This window comes from Superficieibacter electus, assembly GCF_002915575.1.
Classification (GTDB): Bacteria; Pseudomonadota; Gammaproteobacteria; order Enterobacterales; family Enterobacteriaceae; genus Superficieibacter; species Superficieibacter electus.
The window spans coordinates 51,815-74,025 of record NZ_PQGD01000006.1 but is presented as its reverse complement, the minus strand read 5'-3'; the positions used below and the strand labels follow the sequence as shown (position 1 = coordinate 74,025).

The window sequence follows — 22,211 nt, the reverse complement described above, 5'->3', positions numbered from 1 at the left end:
CATGATAAAAATACTTCAGAAAGCAAAGGTTGAAAATCTTGAGGTCCTGCGTTTTGCCAGCCGTCAGGATATGGGGCTGGCGGCTGGCGAGGCGGTTGCCGCCTGGTTACGGCATCGCCTTGACCAACAGTCGCAGGTACGTATGATTTTTGCCGCTGCCCCCTCGCAGTCCGAATTTCTCGCTACCTTGACGCGGGCAAAGGGGATCGACTGGTCGCGGGTTACCGCTTTTCATATGGATGAATATTTGGGCCTGCCAGCAGAGGCCCCCCAACGCTTCAGCCATTTTTTAAACGCGTCCCTGTTTACCCGGGTGAAGCCTGGTAAAGTTCATTTGATAGCAGGGCAGGGAAACCCCGGCGACATTTGTCAGCAGTATGCCGATCTGCTGGCCGAAGCACCGATTGATGCGGTATGTCTGGGCATTGGGGAGAATGGTCATCTGGCATTTAACGATCCCCCGGTGGCTGACTTTCACGACCCGGCAACGATCAAGACGGTCACGCTTGATGATATCTGCCGTCAGCAGCAGGTTAATGATGGTTGCTTTGCCCGGCTGGAAGAGGTACCTCGCCAGGCGCTGACGCTGACCATTCCCGCGTTGATGCAGGCATCGCGCCTTTTTTGCATAGTGCCGGGTGCGACCAAACGACAGGCCGTGACCCGCACGTTATACGACCCGATCTCAACGGCCTGTCCGGCGACTATCCTGCGCCAGCATTCTGACTGCACCCTCTATACTGATGCCAATGCCTGTGCGGAGGTGACCGTTGACTGACTGTGTATTGCGCGTGCGTGACTACCGCACGTTACGCCCCATCGCGATAACAATAGCGCAGGGGTGCATCTGCGCTATTGAACCTCTCAAGTCCAGCGAAACGCTCCCCATCGTCGCGCCGGGTTTGATTGATCTCCAGGTAAACGGTTTTCAGGGTATAGATTTTAATCATTATCCTTTCAGCGCCGGGCAGGTAGAGGAGGTTGTCCGCTTGCTATGGCAGCAGGGGGTGACCAGCTGGCTCCCTACGGTCATTACTGCCGACCAGGACACCATTAGCCGGGCCATGCGTGCGCTGGCGCAGGCGTGCGAGCAGCGGCCAGCGGTCGCCGCTGCGCTACCCGGTATTCATCTTGAAGGGCCCTTTCTTTCACCGCAGGACGGGCCGCGAGGGGCCCATCCGTTGAGCGCCATTTGTGCGCCGGATTACAGACTATTCGATGAATGGCAGCGCTGTGCCGACGGGCGTATTCGACTCTTAACGCTGTCTGCGGAATGGCCGCAGGCTGCCGCGTTTATTCGTCACTATCAACAGAGCGGCGTGCAGTTTTCCATCGGACATACTGCTGCCAGCCCGGAACAAATTGATGAGGCAATCAATGCCGGAGCAAGGATGTCTACTCATCTTGGTAACGGCGCACATTTACAGCTTCCACGTCATCCGAATTATATCTGGCAACAGCTGGCTGACGACAGGCTGGCCTGCACCGTAATTGCGGATGGCGAACACTTGCCGGTTGCGGTATTAAAAGTATTTATGCGGGCGAAAGGCCAGCAAATCATGCTGGTCAGCGATGTAACGCATTTCGCCGGGCGTGCGCCGGGTGAGTACCAGGCGAGTATTGGTGGTCATGTCATTCTTCACCCTAATGGCCGTCTGGCCATGCGGGATAATCCGCAGCTATTGGCCGGTTCGGCTCGCAGTCTGCTGGACGGCGTTAATTTCCTGTTGAGCTCCGCACTTGCCGATCTACCAACCGCCATTGAAATGGCGTCGATTCGTCCGGCGCGACAGCTTAACTTACCGCAGCAGGCAGGGTTGGCCGTGGGGGCACCGGCCGATCTTATTACGTTTGTCGAACGTTCTGACCGGGGAGTGCAACTTATACAGTGCTGGAAAGAAGGACAAAAAGTATGGGGTGACTAACGCGGTGCGGCTGATAGACTGGAAACACTACCGAACAACCTGAGTCCAGTCATGAAAGAAACAGGGAAAGGGCCGGCGATCCTGCGTATCAATAATGAAAAGCGAGTGATTGCCGCCCTGCGTCAGCAGCAGTTAACCTCCCGACAGGATTTGTCCCGTCAACTTAAACTGAGCAAAAACACGGTTTCGCTGATCGTCGATGATTTTATCGCTGCAGGTCTCGTGGAGGAGCGTGCACCCTTTTCGTCCTCTATGGCAGGAAGGCGAAAGATTGGCATAGCGCTGCGCCCGGAGCGGCGTTTAAGCGCCGGGATCATGGTTGAGCGGCAACATGTCCATGTCCGGGTATGTGATGCATTTTCCCGGGTACTGGAAGAACGAACATGGCAAACGAGCACGGAAAACCCGCAGCAGTTGCTTGCTGAGCTCGCTGAACATTGCCAGCGGCTGATTCGCGACCATCCGGCGCTCATCGGTATTGCGCTTGGCTTTCCGGGAATTATCGATCCACAGCGCGGATGGATGCATCACTCTTCCCATCTCGGCTGGCAAGGAACCGACCTGCTTTCGTCACTGCAGCCGCACGTTTGCGTCCCTCTGCTCATTATGAACAACGTTAAGGCCGCTGCTCTGCTGTCGGTACAGCAGATGAAATGCGATCCGAACGGCAGCAGTTTTTATTTACGTATTGGTGAAGGGGTTGGCGGGGCGCTGGTAAAAGAAGGGGAGATTTATACTGGCAGCAGCTGGACCGCAGGAGAGGTAGGGCATTTAATCGTCGATCCAAATGGACCTCGTTGCTCATGCGGTCGAAAAGGATGTCTGGAGACCATGATCAGCCTGCCGGCTGTTCAACAACAATTTGCACAGAAAGCCCCCCATCTCCGTTGGGAGAACCGTACACGCGCCCCGGCCATCATGGATGCGTTAATGACCCGTGCCGGCAACCGTCTGGGACATGCGCTGGGACAAATCATGCTGCTGTTAAACCCGGGGGACATTATGATTGATGGGCCCTGGAACGATCATCAGGGGTTTATTGCCGCCGTACGTGACAGTGCCACACAAAGCGCACTGGATTTTACGGTACAGCGAACCCGGCTACATTTTATGGCGCAGCGCATCGACCCGGCCAACGGGCTGGCGCTGGCGGTGCTGGAACAACATGAGCGGATCGATCCGCTTTTACCCGGAGCATAAAGGTACTCGCACAAGGGGACGCTGACCCGGGAAGGGTGATCATTAACGCGCTGTTCTCACGAAAAATGCCCGGCCCACATCCATAGCCGAAACCGTTTGCGTAGAAACGGTCATTTTTTGCCACAGGTCAATTCCCTTTCTCAAGGATATCACCCATAATACGCCCCCGGTTTGCACACCGGGAATCCAGGAGAGGTCATGTATTATCCCTTCGTTCGTAAAGCGCTTTTTCAACTCGATCCAGAGCGCGCTCATGAATTTACTTTTCAGCAATTACGCCGCATTTCAGGAACGCCATTTGAAGCGCTGGTCCGCCAGAAGGTGCCACCTAAACCTGTCACGTGCATGGGACTGACGTTTAAAAATCCGCTTGGTCTGGCCGCAGGGCTGGATAAAAATGGTGAATGCATTGACGCGCTGGGGGCGATGGGCTTCGGGTCGATTGAAATCGGTACGGTTACGCCTCGCCCCCAGCCGGGTAACGATAAACCCCGGATCTTTCGGCTGGTAGATGCTGAGGGGCTGATTAACCGCATGGGCTTTAATAATCTTGGCGTTGATAATCTGGTCGAAAACGTCAAAAAAGCGCATTTCGATGGTGTACTGGGGATTAATATCGGCAAAAATAAAGATACGCCCGTAGAGAATGGCAAAGATGACTACCTGATTTGTATGGAAAAAGTCTATGCCTACGCTGGCTATATTGCGATTAACATTTCCTCGCCAAATACTCCCGGTCTGCGGACACTACAATATGGCGAAGCGCTGGATGATTTATTAAGCGCAATTAAAAATAAGCAAAATGAACTCCAGGTAAAACATCACAAATATGTTCCAGTCGCGGTGAAGATCGCCCCGGATCTTTCTGTCGAAGAGTTGATCCAGGTCGCAGATAGTTTGTTACGCCATAATATTGATGGTGTAATTGCCACCAATACGACATTAGACCGGTCACTGGTTCAGGGCATGAAAAATTGTGATGAAAGCGGTGGCTTAAGCGGTCGTCCACTACAACTAAAAAGCACTGAAATTATCCGTATGCTGGCTCGGGAATTAAAAGGGCAATTACCCATTATTGGCGTAGGCGGTATTGACTCGGTGATTGCCGCTCGCGAGAAGATGGCGGCCGGGGCTTCATTGGTGCAAATCTACTCCGGATTTATTTTTAAAGGTCCGCCATTGATTAAAGACATCATTTCTCACCTTTAATCTCGTATTTTGTGACCTGCCAGGGCTTTATTTTCAGCCCTGGTTGTTTTATATTCCCTTCTTGTTGCTTATTTAAACGTTCTGGTCTTTTATTTTTAGGGCGACAAGCGAAGCGGCAAAGGATGATGCCGAAATGAAAAACTGAAGGGGACAGGAACATAATGCGAATTAAACCCGACGATAACTGGCGCTGGTATTTCGACGATGAGCATGATCGAATGATGCTCGATTTAGCGAACGGCATGCTATTTCGCTCTCGTTTCGCCCGACGGATGCTGACGCCGGATGCCTTTGAATCTTCAGGATTTTGTGTGGATGATGCGGCACTTTATTTCTCGTTTGAAGAAAAATGTCGCGACCTCGAACTCAATAAAGAACAGCGTGCTGAGCTGGTGCTTAATGCGCTGGTGGCTATTCGCTTTCTGAAACCGCAAATGCCGAAAAGCTGGCACTTTACGGCGCATGCCTCTCTCTGGACGCCTGCAATGGGAGACGCTGCCTGCGTCTGGCTTAGCGACTCGCACGAAGAGATTAATTTGCTGGTGGTGGAACCTGGTGATAATGCCACGCTGTGCCTGATTGCTCAGCCCGGCGTGATGGTTGCCGGGCGTACGATGCAGTTAGGTGACGCAATTAAAGTGATGAACGATCGGCTCCGTCAGCCCGACTGCCTCACCCGCTACCTGGAGCATGCCGTTTAATCTTGTAGGCGTAACGATGTTTTTGGCACGCAACTACAGCACAGGATGGTTCCGTCCTGCGCAATAGCCCCTTTTCGCAACTCGCTCACTTCTCCTTCAATCAAGCGAATACGGCAGCTACCACAAAGGCCTGCGCGGCATGAGTAGGGCACACGAATTCCCTGCTGTTCCAGTTGCTCAAGTAAAATCTGCTGATTATTGCCGCTAAACGTTTGTCCCTGCCAGTCGATAGTGACTTCCGCGTCGTCCTGGCGCTCAGGCGTAACGTTTTCGATGATATCTCCCGCACCATAAGGTCTGGCAGGACCGGTAGCCAGAACGGTGACCTCATCGCCAACCCGAATAACACCGCTGTTGCGGGCAATCAGATTCTGGCCAAAATCGACGTCGCCGTTGTCCGCCGTACGAAATGTCTGTAAGGTGGCAAGCGGTTCGCCGGAGGGATGTTTTTGTCCTCGCTCGGGGCTGACAGTAGTTAATACGCAGCGGCTACAGGGCTTCACCACATCAAAGACTACATCGCCTATGCGGATCGTTTTCCAGGTATCCTCTTCCCAGGGTTGCGTACCGGCAACGACAAGATTAGGACGGAACTGCTCCATTTTGACCCCTGCGCGGCAACGGTTTTGCACATCACGCAGCGAGGATTCACAGGTCAAAAGATAAGGGAAGCCATCTGCGAAAGAGAGAGGCACCGCTTCAAAACGCTTCACGCGCCTTGTCAACTCCGGCCCTACCCAGCGTAATTGGACATCACGCGCGAAAAAAGTGGACAGCCAACGGTTAATTTCCCCGGGAGCAACGAGTGCGGTAAAATGATTGCCCCACACTTCAGTGGGTTCGCCCTGGGGGGCAAAATCGCAAAAGCGTACCAGCGCGCTACTGCCATCCGGTGCGGTAAGATGGAGCCCGTCATGTACAGGCGCAGGCGTGAAGCGAACCATCTGCGGGAATTGACGGGCAGTAATAAAGGTACCATCTGGCTCAGCGATCATAAAGATCCGGTCAAAGGCCAGGCCGCTGGTATCCGCCAGTGCATGCGTCAGTCCAATGCCGCGCATGGATTTAACCGGATGAATAAAAAGTCTGGATAACGTGGCCACAACCTTGTCCCTTATGCATGAAAATAAGCCCTCAACTTTATGACATAGCGTTGAGATTGGCTATAATGCGCAACAATTTTATTAGAGTAAAAGTGACGATATGAATTCTCTGTTTGCCAGTACGGCCCGCGGGCTGGAAGAGCTGTTAAAAACTGAACTGGAAGGGCTTGGTGCGCTGAACTGCCAGCTGGTCCAGGGCGGTGTCCATTTTGAAGGGGACGCCCGGCTCTTATATCAAAGCCTGATGTGGAGTCGTCTGGCATCGCGCATCATGATGCCGCTTGGAGAATGCAGCGTTTACAGCGATCTCGACCTCTACCTTGGTGTTCAGGCAATCAGGTGGACGGAGATATTTAATCCTGAGGCGACCTTTGCCGTTCACTTTAGCGGGCTTAACGACAGCATTCGTAATAGCCAGTATGGCGCGTTGAAGGTGAAAGATGCCATTGTTGATGCGTTTACGCGTAAAAATCTGCCGCGCCCGAATGTCGACCGCGAGTCTCCGGATTTGCGGATTAATGTCTGGCTGAATAAAGAAACGGCACACATTTCTCTCGATCTGAGTGGAGAAGGTCTGCATCTGCGCGGTTATCGCGATCGCACCGGTATCGCCCCGATTAAAGAAAACCTGGCCGCCGCTATTGTAATGCGTTCAGGCTGGCAACCGGGTACGCCGTTACTCGATCCGATGTGCGGCTCCGGTACACTACTGATTGAAGCGGCGATGTTCGCCACCGATCGCGCACCAGGCCTGCATCGTGGACACTGGGGCTTTGGCGGCTGGGCACAGCATGACGAGGCGCTGTGGAAAGAGGTGAAAGCCGAGGCGCAGACTCGCGCCCGTCAGGGCCTGGCGGAATACAGCTCGCACTTTTATGGCTCTGATGTTGATGGCAGGGTGATTGAGCGTGCACGCAGTAATGCGCGCCGCGCCGGCATCGGCGAACTGATTACCTTTGAAGTCAAAGACGTCGCGCAGCTCACGAATCCGCTACCCAAAGGGCCTTACGGAACGGTTATCAGCAACCCACCTTACGGTGAGCGTCTGGAAAGCGAACCGGCGCTGATCGCCCTGCATAGTCTGCTGGGTCGAATTATGAAAAACCAGTTCGGCGGCTGGAATCTGTCGATGTTCAGCGCCTCACCGGACCTGCTTAACTGCCTGCAGTTACGTGCTGACCGCCAGTTTAAAGCCAAAAATGGCCCGCTGGACTGCGTGCAGAAAAACTATCAACTTGCCGAGACTACGGCAGACAGCAAACCAGCAACGGTAGCGGAAGATTATGCTAACCGTTTGCGTAAGAACCTGAAGAAACTGGAAAAATGGGCGCAACAGGAAGGGATTGAATGTTACCGCCTGTATGATGCCGATTTGCCGGAATATAACGTAGCCGTGGATCGCTATGCCGAGTGGGTGGTCATTCAGGAGTATGCGCCACCGAAAACCATCGATGAGCATAAAGCCCGGCAGCGTTTGTTTGATATTATCGCCGCGACGATTTCCGTGCTTAGTATGGCTCCTAACAAGCTGATTCTGAAAACCCGTGAACGGCAAAAAGGCAAAAATCAGTACCAAAAGTTGAGCGAGAAGGGGGATTTCATTGAAGTCAGCGAGTATAACGCCAGGCTGTGGGTGAACCTGACTGATTACCTTGATACCGGTCTGTTCCTCGATCATCGTATTGCTCGCCGGATGCTGGGGCAGATGAGCAAAGGGAAAGATTTTCTCAACCTCTTCTCTTATACCGGCAGCGCCAGCGTGCATGCCGGGCTGGGAGGCGCTCGCTCCACGACGACAGTTGATATGTCACGCACCTATCTGGAATGGGCGGAGCGTAACCTGCGCCTTAACGGGCTGACCGGACGCCAGCATCGCCTGATGCAAGCTGATGTGCTGGGATGGCTGGCAGAAACCGATGAACAGTTCGATTTGATCTTCATCGATCCGCCAACGTTTTCCAACTCTAAACGTATGGAAGACACCTTTGACGTGCAGCGCGATCACCTGCGCCTGATGCGCGATCTCAAACGCCTGCTGCGTAAAGGCGGCACCATCATGTTCTCTAACAACAAACGCGGTTTCCGCATGGATAACGACGGGCTGGCTGAGCTGGGACTGAAAGCACAAGAGATTACGCAAAAAACGCTGTCGCAGGACTTTGCCCGCAATCGTCAGATCCACAACTGCTGGCTGATTACCGCCGCCTGAAAGGAAAAGTAAATGTCATTAATCAGTATGCACGGTGCCTGGCTGTCGTTTAGCGACTCGCCGCTGCTGGATAACGCAGAACTGCATATCGAAGATAACGAACGGGTGTGTCTGGTCGGCCGTAACGGCGCAGGCAAATCAACCCTTATGAAGATCCTTAACCGCGAGCAGGGGCTGGATGACGGCCGCATTGTGTATGAACAGGATTTGGTTATCGCCCGACTGCAGCAAGACCCGCCGCGCAACGTGCAGGGCAGCGTATATGATTTTGTGGCGGAAGGCATTGAAGAGCAAGCCACCTATCTCAAACGCTATCATGACATCTCACATCTGGTGATGACCGATCCCAGTGATAAAAACCTGCAGGAACTGGCAAAGGTGCAGGAGCAACTGGATCACCACGGGCTGTGGCAGCTGGAAAACCGTATCAATGAAGTGCTGGCGCAGTTGGGGCTGGAGCCAGACACCGAGCTGGCATCACTCTCCGGCGGCTGGCTACGTAAAGCTGCGCTGGGCCGTGCACTGGTCAGCGGGCCGCGCATTCTGCTGCTCGATGAACCTACTAACCACCTGGATATTGAAACGATCGACTGGCTGGAAGGTTTCCTGAAATCCTTTAACGGTACGATTATTTTTATCTCGCATGACCGCTCATTCATTCGCAATATGGCGACGCGCATTGTCGATCTCGATCGCGGCAAGCTGGTGACGTATCCTGGCAATTACGATCAATATCTGCTGGAGAAAGAAGAAGCGCTGCGTGTGGAAGAACTGCAAAACGCGGAGTTTGATCGCAAACTGGCACAGGAAGAAGTGTGGATCAGGCAAGGGATCAAAGCGCGTCGCACCCGTAATGAAGGGCGCGTACGGGCATTAAAAGCCATGCGAAACGAGCGCAGCGCACGCCGTGAAGTGATGGGCAGTGCGAAGATGCAGGTGGAAGAGGCGACGCGTTCAGGAAAAATTGTTTTCGAAATTGAAAACGCTAATTATCAGGTTGATGGCAAGGCTCTGGTAAGGGATTTTTCCGCCCAGGTGCAGCGCGGGGACAAAATTGCGCTGATTGGTCCCAACGGCTGTGGCAAAACCACATTGTTAAAACTGATGCTCGGTCAGCTTAAGGCGGACAGCGGACGCATTCACGTCGGGACTAAGCTTGAGGTAGCCTACTTCGATCAGCACCGGGCGGAACTCGATCCGGATAAAACGGTGATGGATAACCTGGCGGAAGGCAAGCAGGAAGTGATGGTCAATGGTAAACCTCGTCACGTGCTGGGCTACCTGCAGGACTTTTTATTCCATCCGAAACGGGCGATGACGCCAGTGCGGGCACTTTCTGGCGGAGAGCGTAACCGCCTGCTACTGGCGCGACTGTTCCTCAAACCCAGCAATCTTCTGATTCTCGACGAACCGACTAACGATCTTGATGTTGAAACGCTGGAACTGCTGGAAGAGCTTATCGATGGCTATCAGGGTACGGTCCTACTGGTCAGCCACGATCGTCAGTTTGTTGATAATACCGTCACCGAATGCTGGATTTTCGAAGGCAATGGCAAGATTGGTTGCTATGTCGGTGGATATCATGACGCGCGTGGTCAACAGTCGCAGTCGCATTCTCAGGCACAAAAAACGCTTACCACTAGTAAAATCGCGGAGCCCGTCGCGACAAAAGCGGAAAATGTTAAGCGCGGTGGTGCAAAGTTAAGCTATAACCTACAACGTGAACTGGAACAGCTACCGCAGAAGCTGGAGCTGCTTGAGGCCGATCTCGAATCACTTCAGGCTCAGGTCGCTGATGCGGCGTTCTTTAGTCAGCCACACGACCATACACAAAAAGTGCTGGCCGATATGGCCGCTGCTGAGCAGGCGCTGGAAGAGGCGTTTGAGCGCTGGGAATACCTGGAAGCGCTCAAAAACGGCGCATAACCCGAGGAGCGAGTATGTGTGATAGCCATCATGCTGCGCGGCACATACTGTGCCCACAGTGTGATTTGCTGGTGGCGCTGCCGCCGCTGGAACATGGTCATAAAGCAACGTGCCCACGTTGTGAAACGACCCTGACGACCGAATGGTTTGCGCCCAGACAGCGTCCGACAGCCTATGCGCTGGTGGCGCTGTTTATGCTGCTGCTGTCAAACCTGTTTCCCTTCGTCAATATGAATGTCGCGGGTGTCAGAAGCGAAGTGACGCTGCTGGAAATCCCGCGCGTAATGTTCTCCGAGGATTATGCCAGTCTGGGGACGTTTTTTATCGTCTTCGTCCAGCTGGTGCCTGCGTTTTGCCTGGTGACCATTTTATTGCTGGTAAACCGACTTGAAATGCCGGAATTGCTAAAGCGCGTGCTTGCTCGTGTCCTCTTTCAGCTTAAAAGCTGGGGAATGGCAGAGATTTTTCTCGCCGGCGTACTGGTGAGTTTCGTTAAGCTGATGGCCTACGGTGACATTGGCATTGGCAGCAGCTTTATCCCGTGGTGCCTTTTTTGTATCCTTCAACTACGTGCGTTTCAGTGCGTTGACCGCCGCTGGTTGTGGGATGACATTGAGGCAATGCCGGCGATTACGCAGCCTTTGACTCCCGGTGTGACGGGGATTCGCCAGGGGCTGCGCTCTTGCCCATGCTGTACGGCGATCCTTCCTGCCGATCAAAAAGTGTGCCCACGTTGCCATACACATGGACACGTGCGGCGTAAGAATAGCTTGCAATGGACGATGGCACTGTTGGTGACGTCGATCCTTCTTTATCTCCCGGCGAATATCCTGCCGATCATGATTACGGATCTGCTGGGCGATAAAATGCCTTCCACCATCCTGGCGGGGGTGATTTTACTGTGGAGTGAAGGATCGTACCCGGTCGCGGGGGTGATCTTTATTGCCAGCATTATGGTGCCGACGCTGAAGATGATCGCCATTGCCTGGCTGTGCTGGGATGCTAAAGGGCACGGGCAGCGCGACCGGGAGAGAATGCACCTCATTTATGAAGTGGTAGAGTTTGTCGGCCGCTGGTCGATGATTGATGTGTTTGTTATTGCAGTCCTTTCAGCGCTGGTGCGCATGGGGGGACTTATGAATATTTATCCTGCTATGGGCGCGCTCATGTTTGCGCTGGTGGTGATAATGACCATGTTCTCGGCAATGATCTTCGATCCGCGTTTGTCATGGGATCGGGAGCCGGAAAGCAGCCATGAGGAATCGTTATAACATGGAAACGAAAAAGGGTGAGGCCCAGGTTAAGAAAGTGAAAAACTGGTCCCCGGTCTGGATATTCCCCATTGTCACCGCGCTTATTGGCGCGTGGATACTGTTTTATCACTACAGTCATCAGGGACCAATGGTGACGCTTATTACCACTAATGCGGAAGGTATTGAAGGCGGGAAAACCACCATCAAAAGCCGCAGTGTTAACGTGGGTGTGGTCGAAAGCGCCACGCTGACCGATGATTTGACTCACGTGGAAATCAAAGCGCGTCTGAATGCCGGAATGGAAAAATTGCTGCATAAAGATTCCGTTTTTTGGGTGGTAAAACCGCAGGTGGATCGCGAAGGCATTAGCGGCCTGGGAACCCTGCTTTCGGGAGCCTATATTGAACTTCAGCCGGGCAGTAAGGGCAGTGAGCCTGAAACTTATCAGTTGCTGGATTCGCCGCCGCTGGCACCGCCGGATGCGAAGGGTATACGCGTTATTCTCGACAGCAAAAAAGCCGGCCAGCTTAGCCCGGGCGATCCGGTGCTGTTCCGTGGTTATCGGGTGGGATCTGTTGAAACCAGCACCTTCGATCCACAAAAACGCTCCATCAGCTATCAGTTATTCATTAATGCGCCTAACGATCGTCTGGTGACCAGTAATGTGCGCTTCTGGAAAGACAGCGGGATTGCGGTGGATCTAAACTCAGCAGGTATGCGCGTTGAGATGGGATCATTGACCACACTATTTAGCGGCGGGGTCAGCTTTGACGTACCGGAAGGGCTGGAACTGGGTCAGCCGGTCGCAGAGAAAAGTGAATTTAATCTCTATGACAGCCAGAAGAACATTCAGGAGTCGCTCTATACCGATCATATTGATTATCTGATGTTCTTTAAGGATTCCATTCGCGGTCTTCAGCCGGGCGCGCCGGTCGAGTTCCGTGGCATTCGACTGGGGACGGTGGGCGAAGTGCCATTCTTTGTACCGGGTCTGCGTCAGGCGCTGAATAACGATTATCGAATCCCGGTACTGATTCGCATCGAACCAGAACGTCTGGCCAGTCAGCTTGGTGAAAACCCGGATGTGGCAGGCCATCTGGCCGATCTGCTCAAACGCGGTCTGCGTGGTTCTCTGAAAACGGGTAACCTGGTTACCGGCGCGCTGTACGTGGATATGGATTTCTACCCGAAAGCCGAGCCGGTAACTGGCATGCGTGAGTTTGGTGGCTACAAAGTTATTCCGACTGAGAGCGGCGGGCTGGCGCAAATCCAACAGCGCCTGATGGATACGCTGGACAAAATTAACAGTTTGCCTCTCAACCCAATGCTGCAGCAGGCAACCAACACGCTTACTGAAAGTCAGCAAACCCTGCGCCGTCTGCAAACGACGCTGGATAATCTCAATAAGCTTACGGCCAGCCAGTCGGCGCAGGAACTGCCGGCAGATATGCAAAAAACACTGCGCGAACTTAATCGCAGCATGCAGGGCTTCCAGCCAGGCTCTGCCGCCTATAACAAGATGGTCTCCGACATGCAGCGTTTGGATCAGGTATTGCGAGAGCTGCAGCCGGTACTCAAGACGCTGAACGATAAGAGTAATGCGCTGGTGTTTGAAGCGAAGAGTAAAAAAGATCCTGAGCCGAAGAGGGCAAAACAATGAAAAAGTGGCTGATGGTTTTCATGGCGCTGGCGTTATCTGCGTGCAGCAGCAGTGAAGAGAGCAAAACATGGTATCAATTGCCCTCATCGCAGTTACTCACTCAAAGTGTTGCCAGTCAGGGCAGCCGGCTATTGTGGGTTGAACAGGTTGCGGTCCCGGATTACCTCGCCGGAAACGGCGTGGTTTATCAGACCACTGACGTTCAGTACGTCATTGCAAACAGTAACCTGTGGGCCAGCCCGCTGGATCAGCAGTTGCGTACTACCCTGGTGGCGAATTTGAGCAATCAGCTTCCGGGCTGGGTTGTTGCCTCGCAGCCGCTGGGGAGCGATCAGGATACGCTGAACGTGACGGTCACGGGCTTCCATGGACGCTATGATGGACACGTTATTGTCAGCGGTGAATGGCTGTTGAACCATCAGGGGCAGATCATCAAGCGGCCTTTCCACGTTGAACTGGCGCAGCAAAAGGATGGTTACGACGAGATGGTAAAAATGCTGGCTCAGGCGTGGGGGCAGGAAGCTTCCGCTATTGCTGCTGAGATTAAGCGCCTGCCATAAGTAAAATTAATATTGTTAAAGCCGCACCGGGCGTCATACCAGTGCGGCTTTTTTTTGTATTTATCATCAGACCGTTACTCGTTTTCGGACAAAAAATGGCTGCCAGGATCACTTTACTTAACTCACAAATATGACACCGGTATGAAATTTGCGCATTGACGCTCAGCTTTTTTCGCGTTATTGGTTATACGTGGTTGCGCGTTTTGTAATCACTGTTTTCTTTTCCACCAGACCAAAACGATGAGGGAAACGAGGCATGAAGAGACAAAAACGAGATCGCCTGGAACGGGCACATCAGAGAGGGTATCAGGCGGGTATTGCCGGACGCTCAAAAGAACTTTGCCCCTATCAGGCGCTGAATCAGAGATCATACTGGCTTGGAGGCTGGCGAGAAGCCATGGAGGACAGGGCCGTTATCGCCTGATTCTGTCTCTTTAAAAAGAAACCTCCGCCGCGCGGAGGTTTCGCCTGTTAACGCATCAGAACGCAGATGTATCCTGGAACAGACCGACTTTAAGCTCTTTGGCTGTATAGATCAGGTGACCGTCAACCAGCACTTCGCCATCGGCAAGACCCATCACCAGACGGCGGTTCACCACACGCTTGAAGTGAATGCGATAAGTGACTTTTTTCGCGGTTGGCAGGATTTGGCCGGTAAATTTCACTTCACCCACACCCAGCGCACGGCCTTTGCCTTCGCCGCCGAGCCAACCCAGGTAGAATCCTACCAGCTGCCACATGGCATCAAGACCCAGACAGCCAGGCATTACCGGATCGCCAATAAAGTGGCAACCGAAGAACCACAGGTCCGGATTAATATCCAGCTCCGCTTCAACATAGCCTTTATCGTAGTTACCGCCGGTTTCCGACATTTTTACTACACGGTCCATCATCAGCATGTTGGGTGCCGGTAACTGTGGGCCTTTAGCGCCGAACAGTTCACCGCGACCAGAGGCAAGAAGGTCTTCTTTTGTATAGGATTCGCGTTTATCTACCATGTTCTCAGTAAGCCTTATTTTAGTGAAGCACGCAGGATAGCTAACACGTGTACGCTGAACAAGTCCGATCAGTTCGAACCAAACCCGTTGAGCCAGCGTAACGGCCAGGGATGGCGATGACGCGCATCCGGCTGGTTGGCCTGTGCTATTCGCTCCTGAATCGTTTGCAGAAGCGTAGTTTGTCCATCGCCGTCCCACGGAAGGCGGGTAAGCAATGGCAGCGCATCGGTAACATCATCGACAGCCCAAATGAAAAATTGTTCCGCTTCAACGGCCTGCAAGAGCGTTTGTGAAAGGCTAAGATGACGCACGTTAGCGGCGGGTATAATCACCCCCTGACTACCCGTCAGTCCGCGCTGCTGGCAAATGGTAAAGAAGCCTTCAATTTTTTCATTCAGTCCCCCTACAGGCTGAACACGACCAAACTGATCTACCGAACCGGTAATGGCAATGCTCTGATTTATGGGAGCATTAGCCAGCGCACTAATCAACGCGCAAAGTTCGGCCAGAGAGGCACTGTCACCATCAACTTCGCTGTAAGATTGCTCAAAAGTTAACGACGCAGAAAAGGGGATTTGCTGATCGAGTTCAAGCTCGGTCATCAAAAATGCCTGCATGATCATCATGCCTTTAGCATGAATATTGCCACCAAGTTCCGCCTTGCGTTCAATATCGGTGAACTCACCATCGCCGATATGGACAACACAGCTGATGCGGGACGGCTCGCCAAAGGCACGGGGATGGCCTGGAAATTCCACCACCGACAGAGCATTAATTTGCCCGATTTGTTCACCTTCCGTTTCAATGAGGATCTGCTCAAGCAGGATCTCATCCTGAATGCGTTCAGCAAGAAAACCTTCCCGCCATTCACGCTGGGCCAACATCGCCTGCAGTTGTTCCGCTGTAAAGGTCGACTCTGCTGTAAAGGCTGCAGCTTCGCGTAGCTGGCGGGAAATCCACAGTGGACAGAGCGGCAGGGTGTCCTGATCGCCGGTATACCTCACCGCCTCACGAATGAAAATGGGCCAGGCGTCAGCCGCAGGTTTGGGCAACTGATAATATTCTGCCACCTGATAGATCCAGCGACACCACTGCTGCATATCTTCTGCATCAGCAACCTGAAAATTATCTTCAAATTCGCTGTAAATGGCATTGCTGGTAAGTTCAGGTTCCATCTCCTGGAAATCCGCCAGCGAATCTCGCTCGCCTACCAGCATCACCTTTAACGAGAGTGGCATAGACGGTACGCTAACCGGCAGAGGACGAGATTCGTCGAACGCCACCCAGTCAAATCGCTGATGCGCAACAATCATCTTCAGGCGCATCCATAGCAGCGGCTGGGCTAATAGCGTGCGCAAGGAGACAATTAATACCCCGCCGTTGGCCGGATGAACCAGGCCCGAATGCAGGGTAACTTCGCCATTGAATTGACGCACGCAGCCAAAAAGCTGTTCAGCCTCAACCCAGTCAGCGCACAGTATGTTACCTGTGCCCGCGAAATTATCATCCTGAGAGCTGGCTGGCTGCAGAGTAACGTGGTGACGATCAATCTGGTAATGGACGCCGGTCAGCTGGTCCACAGGAGGACATAGCTCACGGGCTGTCGATGCCAGTAATTGTAAATATTCAGTTTCTTCTGGCGCTTTCACCAGCATAAAAGGGGATACCGACAACGGACGAAGCAACTGCTCAAGCGCGTAGAGCAGACGGTCCTGGGTGCCGTTTAACAGCGTATCGTCTTCAGATGCAAAATCTGGCTGTGCAAATACCTGCTGATAGCTTTCGGTATCAGGTGTAAGGTCGCGCCAGGCAAGTTTATTTATGGTCAAAGTCGATATTTTTTAGTCAGATTCAAAGCGCGCGATTATACCGCATGCAACAGGTGAGCACACGGATAATAGATAATCAACGTGTGCTAAAACGCATTTCGGAGGGTGCAGGCGATTTCTGCTCAGCACAGCGCAAAAAAACTGTTATCCTGAATGAGTTACACGGTCACATATGAGATCGCGATGAAATATCAACAACTGGAAAACCTTGAAAGCGGCTGGAAGTGGAAATACCTGGTAAAAAAACATCGGGAGGGTGAGCTGATCACTCGTTATATTGAAACCAGTGCCGCCAGAGAAGCCGTCGATTTATTGTTAAAGCTTGAAAATGAACCGGTTCAGGTGAATAAATGGATTGAACAACATATCAATCCGGCGTTGTTGAACCGCATGAAGCAAACGATTCGCGCGCGGCGCAAGCGGCATTTTAACGCTGAGCATCAGCATACGCGTAAAAAATCTATCGATCTTGAATTTGCTGTCTGGCAACGGCTGGCAGGACTCGCGCAACGTCGTGGCAAAACGCTATCAGAAACCATCGTGCAACTGATTGAGGATGCGGAAAATAAAGAGAAATACGCCAATCAGATGAGTAGCCTGAAAAGCGATCTTAAGGCGCTATTGGGTAAAGAGTAAATTCTTGCTGGATAAAAGACAAAAAAAACCCCGCGCTGCGGGGTTTTTTATTAGACGATAACTTAAGCCTGCGGCTGAGTTACAACGTCTTTGATACCTTTAACTTCGATCTCAACGCGACGATCCGGAGCCAGGCAGTCGATCAGCGCAGCACGCGGTTTCACGTTGTCACAGGTATTGCCGGTAACCGGGTTAGATTCACCCATACCACGTGCAGAGATCTTGTTGGACGGGATACCTTTAGAGATCAGGTAGTCAACAACAGACTGAGCACGTTTTTCAGACAGACCCTGGTTGTAAGCGTCAGAACCGATACGGTCAGTGAAGCCCAGAACCACTACAGAACCGTCTTTCGGATCAAGGTTGCTCAGCTGGTTGTACATCTGATCCAGCGCCTGCTGACCTTCCGGTTTCAGGGTAGCTTTGTTGAAGTTGAACAGTACGTCAGACTTCAGAGTAAAGTGTTTGGTCTGTACTTCAGGGGCCGGAGCCGGTGCCGGTGCAACTACCGGTGCAGCTTCTTCCTGACCAAAGCGGTAGGAAACACCTACGCTCAGCAGGCCGTTGTCCGGACGAGTACCAACGGTGTTAGCGTCGCCAATGTTGTTGGTCCACTGGTATTCCAGACGGGTAGCAACATCACGAGTAACAGCCCACTCCAGACCACCAGCAAATACCGGAGAAACACCGGTATCGTGATCTTTGAAGGTGTCACCGCTTACGCGAGACTGAGCTTTAGCATCTGCACGCCATACCATACCACCCAGACGAGTATAGACGTCCAGGTCGTCAGCTACCGGGTAGCTCAGTTTGGTGGTCAGCTGAATGCCCTGTGCTTTGAAAGCGCCATTCACGTTGTCGCCTTTGTAAGGCATACGGCCCAGCCAGTCATAACCCAGTTCGAAACCAACATACGGGTTAACCTGGTAACCACCGAAAGCGCCAGCGCCAAGCTGGTTTTCGTGGGTCGGGCCATCATTCGGGATAAACCCGGTGTCATGATACTGGGACCAGCCCAGTTTAGCACCAGTGTACCAGGTTTCGTCTTTCGGAGCGGCCTGCGCTACGGTAGCGAAGCCAGCCAGTGCCACTGCAATCGCGATAGCTGTCTTTTTCATTTTTTGCGCCTCGTTATCATCCAAAAATCGCCATGAATGTTCAAAGAAACTCACGGTTAAATCCTTCACCGGGGGCGCGACTCATTAATTACATTGCCGTTATTAGCAGCTTAAGACGAGCACCCCTGGCGATGTAAAGTCTACAACGTAGTTGGAAACTTACAAGTGTGAACTCTGTCAGGCATATGAAAAAAAAAGGTTGCTGAACATAATATGAAACATTTGTGTGTCATTTTTGGACTGACAACTATACGCGAAACCGCACCAGACAAGCATTGTCGCGAAATTTACCTGTACAATAAAAAGGTTGCCTGCAAATTAAAAAAAATGCCAGGAAAATTCTTAATTGCGATTAATGATACAAATTTGAGTGAATTTTTAACCCGCCGGAATGTCTGCCGCTACGATTATCCCCCCGAATCGGGCGCATAACGAAGCCCATGGCATGACCTTCTTCTGCCGCTTCAGCCAATTGTGAATATTCCTCGGGTGTTAACTCATCAGAGAGCCAGCCGATTACGACGCTGTAGTTACCCGTACGCAACGCGCGAATCATAGAGGCCAGTGTATTGCAGGGAGACATTTGACTGATTTGCATTAGTTTGGTCAAAGGAAGCCCCGCAGACTGTACCCATTCCCGGCTCAATTTCTGCTGAGGGGTAAGCCAAAGTTGCCACCGAGACTGTTGCCCCAGCTGTTGCAAAAGAGGGAGCAGCAGAAGCTGTGTCATCATGGGCTGGTCTTCTTGATAAACGATTTCACTGATCAAGCCAGCTGAATATTCAGATGCGGACCAGGACCCGGCGTTAGCGGTTGTCGGGAATGAAGAAGTGCGATTTGCGTGACCTGAAGTGTACATAATCAATCCAGCCCTGTGAGTTACTGTATGCATATACAGTACCCCTGCCACGTATAAAGATCAACCTCATTTTCTGAAAGCGACTCGCAAATTTGAACTTCAATGCAGCCGATCGTGAAATTCACCTTGCCGCAAGACCCGAAGTTGCCTATGTTCCTGATTAGCGGATCCGTTAGTAATGTTAATATTTTATATCCATGATTTTTAAGGAATAATCATGAGCAATATCTCACACAAACGGATTTATCAGTCGCAAGAATACCTTTCACCGTTAGGCTCGATTCGCTATCGGGCACTTTTTGGCGGATATAGCCTGGCGATAGACAACACCGTCTTTGCCATGGTAGCCGATGGGGATTTATATCTTCGGGTCTGCGAGGAAAGCGCACCCTATCGCGTCAACCACCCTACCTCTTTACTGACGCTGCAAAAGCGAGGACGTCCCATCTTGCTGAATTATTACCGGGTCGATGAAGCGCTATGGAGCGACCGGCAAACGCTTTTGCACCTCAGTTCGTTTTCGCTCCAGGCGGCCCGGCAGGAAAAAGCCCGGCGGGGTGGTGTCAAGCGGCTTAAGGATCTGCCTAATATTACTTTTCATCTGGAAATGTTGCTAATAGAAGTGGGGATTCGTAGCGAGGAAGAGCTTCGTGCAGTAGGGGCGGAGGTCGCGTGGCTGAAGATCAGGGAGAAAAATAAATATTTATCGGTCAGACTGCTTTATGCGCTGGAAGGCGCTATTACAGGCATGCATGAAGCCATGCTGCCGATGCAAAGGCGTCAACAGTTAACCACCTGGTTCGAGAAAATACCCGCACCCGGAAATGAATAGCAGGCATTACACGACTGTTGCGGGCGGCGTCAGCCGCCCCTTTATTGAGCATAACCTTCAATACTGGGTACGATTAAAGGTAAATGCGCCAGGAACCACGTTCTGTGCATCATAATTTTCCAGAATTTTGGCGTAACGTTCTTTATAGCCATTATCAACGTCCAGCTGCGGTATTACCTTTGACGCTTCATGTAGAAAATGCATCGATCCTCTGCCCATTGCGGCACCGCGTTTGGTGTGCTTATCCAGTGCGACATCCGGAATGACCGGCAATTCGCCCATGGCGACGCTTTTAATAATGATGTTTTTCAGCAGATCGCTGGAGCGATCTTTATCGCTACTGCACAAGACACGGATGGCATGAATAAAAAAGATAGGCTGATCGCCATCATCGTAAGGAAAATTTTTACGCATTTCAGACAAGTTTTGTACCAGCCCCGCAGCATCCAGGTTGCCAAAACCAATATCCTCAACGGAGATAGCCAGCAGTCTGCGCCATAGTTTATCCAGCAATAACGGAGAGGTGGTGTACATTTCATAGGCAAATCGGCATGCCTCCTCGACGAGGCCACGGCGAATGCTTTTTTGCAGCGCCGAAATAATTTCATCGGCAGGAAAATCATTCTTTGTTTTTAATTCAGACCAGATATCGTAGGTCATTTCATAGCTCCTCTTCTCTTTTTAAAAGTTATGCGTCCCTGACCATGTTCTCTTTACGTAACTCCTGGGCTTCCATAGCCTTAAAGAAGGGATAGTAAAAAGCGGTCATAAGGAGCAGACATACCGCGACCAGAACCACCGCTTTAATGTCCAGCGTCATTAAAAATGCGCCGACCCCTGGTGGCAGGAAGCCCGGCGGCTCAGCAATGGGATGCCCAACAATGCCCGTGCTTATCGCAAAGTAACAAAGGCAGGTCACAACCAGTGGGCCAAAAACAAAAGGGATAAACAGCCAGGGATTTAAAATAACAGGCGTGCCAAAAATGACCGGTTCATTAATGCCAAAACAAGAGGGAACAATAGCTGCTTTGCCCATGGAGCTAAGGTTTTTCGAACGGGAAAAACACATCATAATCACCAGTCCGATTGTCAGGCCAGAACCAGAAACCTGAAGAAGCGCGTAGTAATAACCAAAGGTAAAGAAATGTTCAACGGGTTGCCCGGCACCCCAGGCGGCGATATTTGCAGCACCATAGGTGACGGCAAAAGGAACCCATACCGCAGAGGTAATTGCCGGACCGTGAAGGCCAAAAAACCATAATAGCTGTGTCAGGAAAATAATAATTAGCATCGCTGGTAAGGTATCCATTGAGTCTACAGCCGGAGCCAGAATCGTCATCAACCATTGGGGAAAAGGTTGCCCGGTTAAGGCTACAATACTCACTGAAATAACCGCAGCAATAATAACGGTAACGGTAAGGGGTAATAGCGCTAAAAAACTTTCCATCACCATGGGAGGCACGCTAGCAGGCATTTTAATGACCAACTTTCGCTGGATCATCATCCGTGTAATTTCAACTGTAATGATAGCAGAAACGATACTGGTAAAAAGACCTTCAGCGCCCAGATATGTCGTGCTTAATTTCCCGTCCGTAATAGCAGCACTCAAAATGATATGCATAATTACGGCGGAAACTCCGGTAATAAGCGTTGAAATGCCATACGATTTCGCCAGTGCATTGGCGATAAAAAAGGCAGCATAGACAGATACCAGCCCGGTTGTAAACTGACTGGCCAGCGTCAGACCATGCAAGTGTGCGCCTATAAAGTCGGCGACCGAACCTTCTCCCAGCAGATTTTTAATGGCAACAGGGAGTAATGAGAATGAACCAACAATGATAATGGGAATAATGGCAATCATTCCATCTTTAATAGCCTGCAAGTGTTTCTGCTGCGCGATGTTATTGGCAATGGGAACGAGAAGCTTTTGTAAGACTTCCTGTTGTGCGGATAAATTCATATTCAATCCTTTATTTAAAATCCTTTTGCATTCACGGAGAATATATTTTGCAGAGCGCTATTTTTCTGTATACCTAACACCGGGCGATTTTGCAAACGGTAATGCCGCCACTGTCCATAAAAAGACGCTATGGAGAAATAGGGTGATTATTAATATTGCGAGCGAGAATACATAAGGTTTTAATTAATAAGCTGGTATTATCTATTTCCCAGCCTGAAAATAACTACCGCCTT

Annotated in this window: 20 protein-coding genes; 13 read left to right on the top strand and 7 right to left on the bottom strand. The window is 51.6% G+C overall.

Annotated elements, in window-relative coordinates; genetic code table 11:
- The first annotated feature begins 1 nt into the window (after position 1).
- The 5 genes from CHU32_RS08650 (at position 2) to zapC (ending at position 5,035) form a co-directional block, all read left to right on the top strand.
- The gene (locus CHU32_RS08650; protein WP_245880202.1) at positions 2 to 778 is read left to right on the top strand and encodes a glucosamine-6-phosphate deaminase; all 777 of its coding nucleotides are present in this window, start codon (positions 2 to 4) and stop codon (positions 776 to 778) included.
- On the top strand, positions 771 to 1,925 hold the full coding sequence (locus CHU32_RS08645) for an N-acetylglucosamine-6-phosphate deacetylase (RefSeq protein ID WP_103675389.1): 1,155 nt from the start codon (positions 771 to 773) through the stop codon (positions 1,923 to 1,925). The genes CHU32_RS08650 and CHU32_RS08645 overlap by 8 nt, the downstream gene beginning before the upstream one ends.
- Positions 1,926 to 1,976: 51 nt before the next feature.
- A complete protein-coding gene (locus CHU32_RS08640; protein WP_103675388.1) occupies positions 1,977 to 3,125 on the top strand; it encodes an ROK family transcriptional regulator in 1,149 nt (382 codons plus the stop codon).
- A gap of 198 nt (positions 3,126 to 3,323) precedes the next feature.
- Positions 3,324 to 4,334, top strand: a complete 1,011-nt coding sequence (gene pyrD / locus CHU32_RS08635; protein WP_103675387.1) for a quinone-dependent dihydroorotate dehydrogenase — start codon at positions 3,324 to 3,326, stop codon at positions 4,332 to 4,334.
- 161 nt (positions 4,335 to 4,495) lie between these two features.
- Positions 4,496 to 5,035, top strand: coding sequence for a cell division protein ZapC (gene zapC, locus CHU32_RS08630; RefSeq protein ID WP_103675386.1), 540 nt, complete (start codon positions 4,496 to 4,498; stop codon positions 5,033 to 5,035).
- Here zapC and CHU32_RS08625 read toward each other — a convergent pair.
- Complete coding sequence (locus CHU32_RS08625; protein WP_103675385.1) at positions 5,032 to 6,138, bottom strand: YcbX family protein; 1,107 nt, start codon at positions 6,136 to 6,138, stop codon at positions 5,032 to 5,034. The genes zapC and CHU32_RS08625 overlap by 4 nt on opposite strands.
- 100 nt (positions 6,139 to 6,238) lie before the next feature.
- Between CHU32_RS08625 and rlmKL the strand changes: the two genes are divergently transcribed.
- The 6 genes from rlmKL (at position 6,239) to rmf (ending at position 14,170) form a co-directional block, all read left to right on the top strand.
- Entirely contained in the window at positions 6,239 to 8,347 is a 2,109-nt protein-coding gene (rlmKL, locus tag CHU32_RS08620; protein ID WP_103675384.1) for a bifunctional 23S rRNA (guanine(2069)-N(7))-methyltransferase RlmK/23S rRNA (guanine(2445)-N(2))-methyltransferase RlmL, read from the top strand.
- A 12-nt stretch (positions 8,348 to 8,359) separates the two neighbouring features.
- Entirely contained in the window at positions 8,360 to 10,273 is a 1,914-nt protein-coding gene (locus CHU32_RS08615; RefSeq protein ID WP_103675383.1) for an ABC transporter ATP-binding protein, read from the top strand.
- 14 nt (positions 10,274 to 10,287) lie between these two features.
- On the top strand, positions 10,288 to 11,544 hold the full coding sequence (pqiA, locus tag CHU32_RS08610) for a membrane integrity-associated transporter subunit PqiA (protein ID WP_103750825.1): 1,257 nt from the start codon (positions 10,288 to 10,290) through the stop codon (positions 11,542 to 11,544).
- 1 nt (position 11,545) lies between these two features.
- The gene (gene pqiB, locus CHU32_RS08605) at positions 11,546 to 13,186 is read left to right on the top strand and encodes an intermembrane transport protein PqiB (RefSeq protein ID WP_103675381.1); all 1,641 of its coding nucleotides are present in this window, start codon (positions 11,546 to 11,548) and stop codon (positions 13,184 to 13,186) included.
- On the top strand, positions 13,183 to 13,746 hold the full coding sequence (pqiC, locus tag CHU32_RS08600; RefSeq protein ID WP_103675380.1) for a membrane integrity-associated transporter subunit PqiC: 564 nt from the start codon (positions 13,183 to 13,185) through the stop codon (positions 13,744 to 13,746). The genes pqiB and pqiC overlap by 4 nt, the downstream gene beginning before the upstream one ends.
- A 256-nt stretch (positions 13,747 to 14,002) precedes the next feature.
- Positions 14,003 to 14,170 (top strand): ribosome modulation factor, encoded by a 168-nt coding sequence (gene rmf / locus CHU32_RS08595; RefSeq protein ID WP_103675379.1) that lies wholly within the window; start codon positions 14,003 to 14,005, stop codon positions 14,168 to 14,170.
- A 55-nt stretch (positions 14,171 to 14,225) separates the two neighbouring features.
- On the opposite strand, the gene fabA is transcribed toward rmf, so the two are convergent.
- Together fabA and CHU32_RS08585 are read right to left on the bottom strand one after the other, a co-directional pair.
- A complete protein-coding gene (fabA, locus tag CHU32_RS08590; RefSeq protein WP_103675378.1) occupies positions 14,226 to 14,744 on the bottom strand; it encodes a bifunctional 3-hydroxydecanoyl-ACP dehydratase/trans-2-decenoyl-ACP isomerase in 519 nt (172 codons plus the stop codon).
- A 68-nt stretch (positions 14,745 to 14,812) separates the two neighbouring features.
- Entirely contained in the window at positions 14,813 to 16,573 is a 1,761-nt protein-coding gene (locus CHU32_RS08585) for an AAA family ATPase (RefSeq protein ID WP_103750824.1), read from the bottom strand.
- 183 nt (positions 16,574 to 16,756) lie between these two features.
- Between CHU32_RS08585 and matP the strand changes: the two genes are divergently transcribed.
- Positions 16,757 to 17,209, top strand: coding sequence for a macrodomain Ter protein MatP (gene matP, locus CHU32_RS08580; RefSeq protein ID WP_103675376.1), 453 nt, complete (start codon positions 16,757 to 16,759; stop codon positions 17,207 to 17,209).
- A 62-nt stretch (positions 17,210 to 17,271) separates the two neighbouring features.
- On the opposite strand, the gene ompA is transcribed toward matP, so the two are convergent.
- Entirely contained in the window at positions 17,272 to 18,327 is a 1,056-nt protein-coding gene (ompA, locus tag CHU32_RS08575; protein ID WP_103675375.1) for a porin OmpA, read from the bottom strand.
- A gap of 352 nt (positions 18,328 to 18,679) precedes the next feature.
- Positions 18,680 to 19,186, bottom strand: coding sequence for an SOS-induced cell division inhibitor SulA (gene sulA / locus CHU32_RS08570; protein WP_103675572.1), 507 nt, complete (start codon positions 19,184 to 19,186; stop codon positions 18,680 to 18,682).
- Between the two features lie 217 nt (positions 19,187 to 19,403).
- Here sulA and CHU32_RS08565 point away from each other — a divergent pair, with 217 nt between their 5' ends.
- Complete coding sequence (locus CHU32_RS08565) at positions 19,404 to 20,018, top strand: TfoX/Sxy family DNA transformation protein (RefSeq protein WP_103675374.1); 615 nt, start codon at positions 19,404 to 19,406, stop codon at positions 20,016 to 20,018.
- Between the two features lie 57 nt (positions 20,019 to 20,075).
- On the opposite strand, the gene CHU32_RS08560 is transcribed toward CHU32_RS08565, so the two are convergent.
- Positions 20,076 to 20,678, bottom strand: coding sequence for a hypothetical protein (locus tag CHU32_RS08560; RefSeq protein ID WP_103675373.1), 603 nt, complete (start codon positions 20,676 to 20,678; stop codon positions 20,076 to 20,078).
- A 28-nt stretch (positions 20,679 to 20,706) separates the two neighbouring features.
- Complete coding sequence (locus tag CHU32_RS08555; RefSeq protein ID WP_103675372.1) at positions 20,707 to 21,978, bottom strand: PTS sugar transporter subunit IIC; 1,272 nt, start codon at positions 21,976 to 21,978, stop codon at positions 20,707 to 20,709.
- Positions 21,979 to 22,211: the final 233 nt, after the last annotated feature.

What these genes read in the sequence shown, in the direction of transcription:
- CHU32_RS08615 (WP_103675383.1), top strand. Translation starts at nt 8,360, where the DNA reads ATGTCATTAATCAGTATGCACGGTGCCTGGCTGTCGTTTAGCGACTCG.
- pqiC (WP_103675380.1), top strand. Translation starts at nt 13,183, where the DNA reads ATGAAAAAGTGGCTGATGGTTTTCATGGCGCTGGCGTTATCTGCGTGC.
- CHU32_RS08560 (WP_103675373.1), bottom strand. Translation starts at nt 20,678, where the DNA reads ATGACCTACGATATCTGGTCTGAATTAAAAACAAAGAATGATTTTCCT.
- matP (WP_103675376.1), top strand. Translation starts at nt 16,757, where the DNA reads ATGAAATATCAACAACTGGAAAACCTTGAAAGCGGCTGGAAGTGGAAA.
- rlmKL (WP_103675384.1), top strand. Translation starts at nt 6,239, where the DNA reads ATGAATTCTCTGTTTGCCAGTACGGCCCGCGGGCTGGAAGAGCTGTTA.
- ompA (WP_103675375.1), bottom strand. Translation starts at nt 18,327, where the DNA reads ATGAAAAAGACAGCTATCGCGATTGCAGTGGCACTGGCTGGCTTCGCT.
- zapC (WP_103675386.1), top strand. Translation starts at nt 4,496, where the DNA reads ATGCGAATTAAACCCGACGATAACTGGCGCTGGTATTTCGACGATGAG.
- pqiA (WP_103750825.1), top strand. Translation starts at nt 10,288, where the DNA reads ATGTGTGATAGCCATCATGCTGCGCGGCACATACTGTGCCCACAGTGT.
- CHU32_RS08555 (WP_103675372.1), bottom strand. Translation starts at nt 21,978, where the DNA reads ATGAATTTATCCGCACAACAGGAAGTCTTACAAAAGCTTCTCGTTCCC.
- CHU32_RS08650 (WP_245880202.1), top strand. Translation starts at nt 2, where the DNA reads ATGATAAAAATACTTCAGAAAGCAAAGGTTGAAAATCTTGAGGTCCTG.
- fabA (WP_103675378.1), bottom strand. Translation starts at nt 14,744, where the DNA reads ATGGTAGATAAACGCGAATCCTATACAAAAGAAGACCTTCTTGCCTCT.
- pqiB (WP_103675381.1), top strand. Translation starts at nt 11,546, where the DNA reads ATGGAAACGAAAAAGGGTGAGGCCCAGGTTAAGAAAGTGAAAAACTGG.
- sulA (WP_103675572.1), bottom strand. Translation starts at nt 19,186, where the DNA reads ATGTACACTTCAGGTCACGCAAATCGCACTTCTTCATTCCCGACAACC.
- pyrD (WP_103675387.1), top strand. Translation starts at nt 3,324, where the DNA reads ATGTATTATCCCTTCGTTCGTAAAGCGCTTTTTCAACTCGATCCAGAG.
- CHU32_RS08565 (WP_103675374.1), top strand. Translation starts at nt 19,404, where the DNA reads ATGAGCAATATCTCACACAAACGGATTTATCAGTCGCAAGAATACCTT.
- CHU32_RS08640 (WP_103675388.1), top strand. Translation starts at nt 1,977, where the DNA reads ATGAAAGAAACAGGGAAAGGGCCGGCGATCCTGCGTATCAATAATGAA.
- rmf (WP_103675379.1), top strand. Translation starts at nt 14,003, where the DNA reads ATGAAGAGACAAAAACGAGATCGCCTGGAACGGGCACATCAGAGAGGG.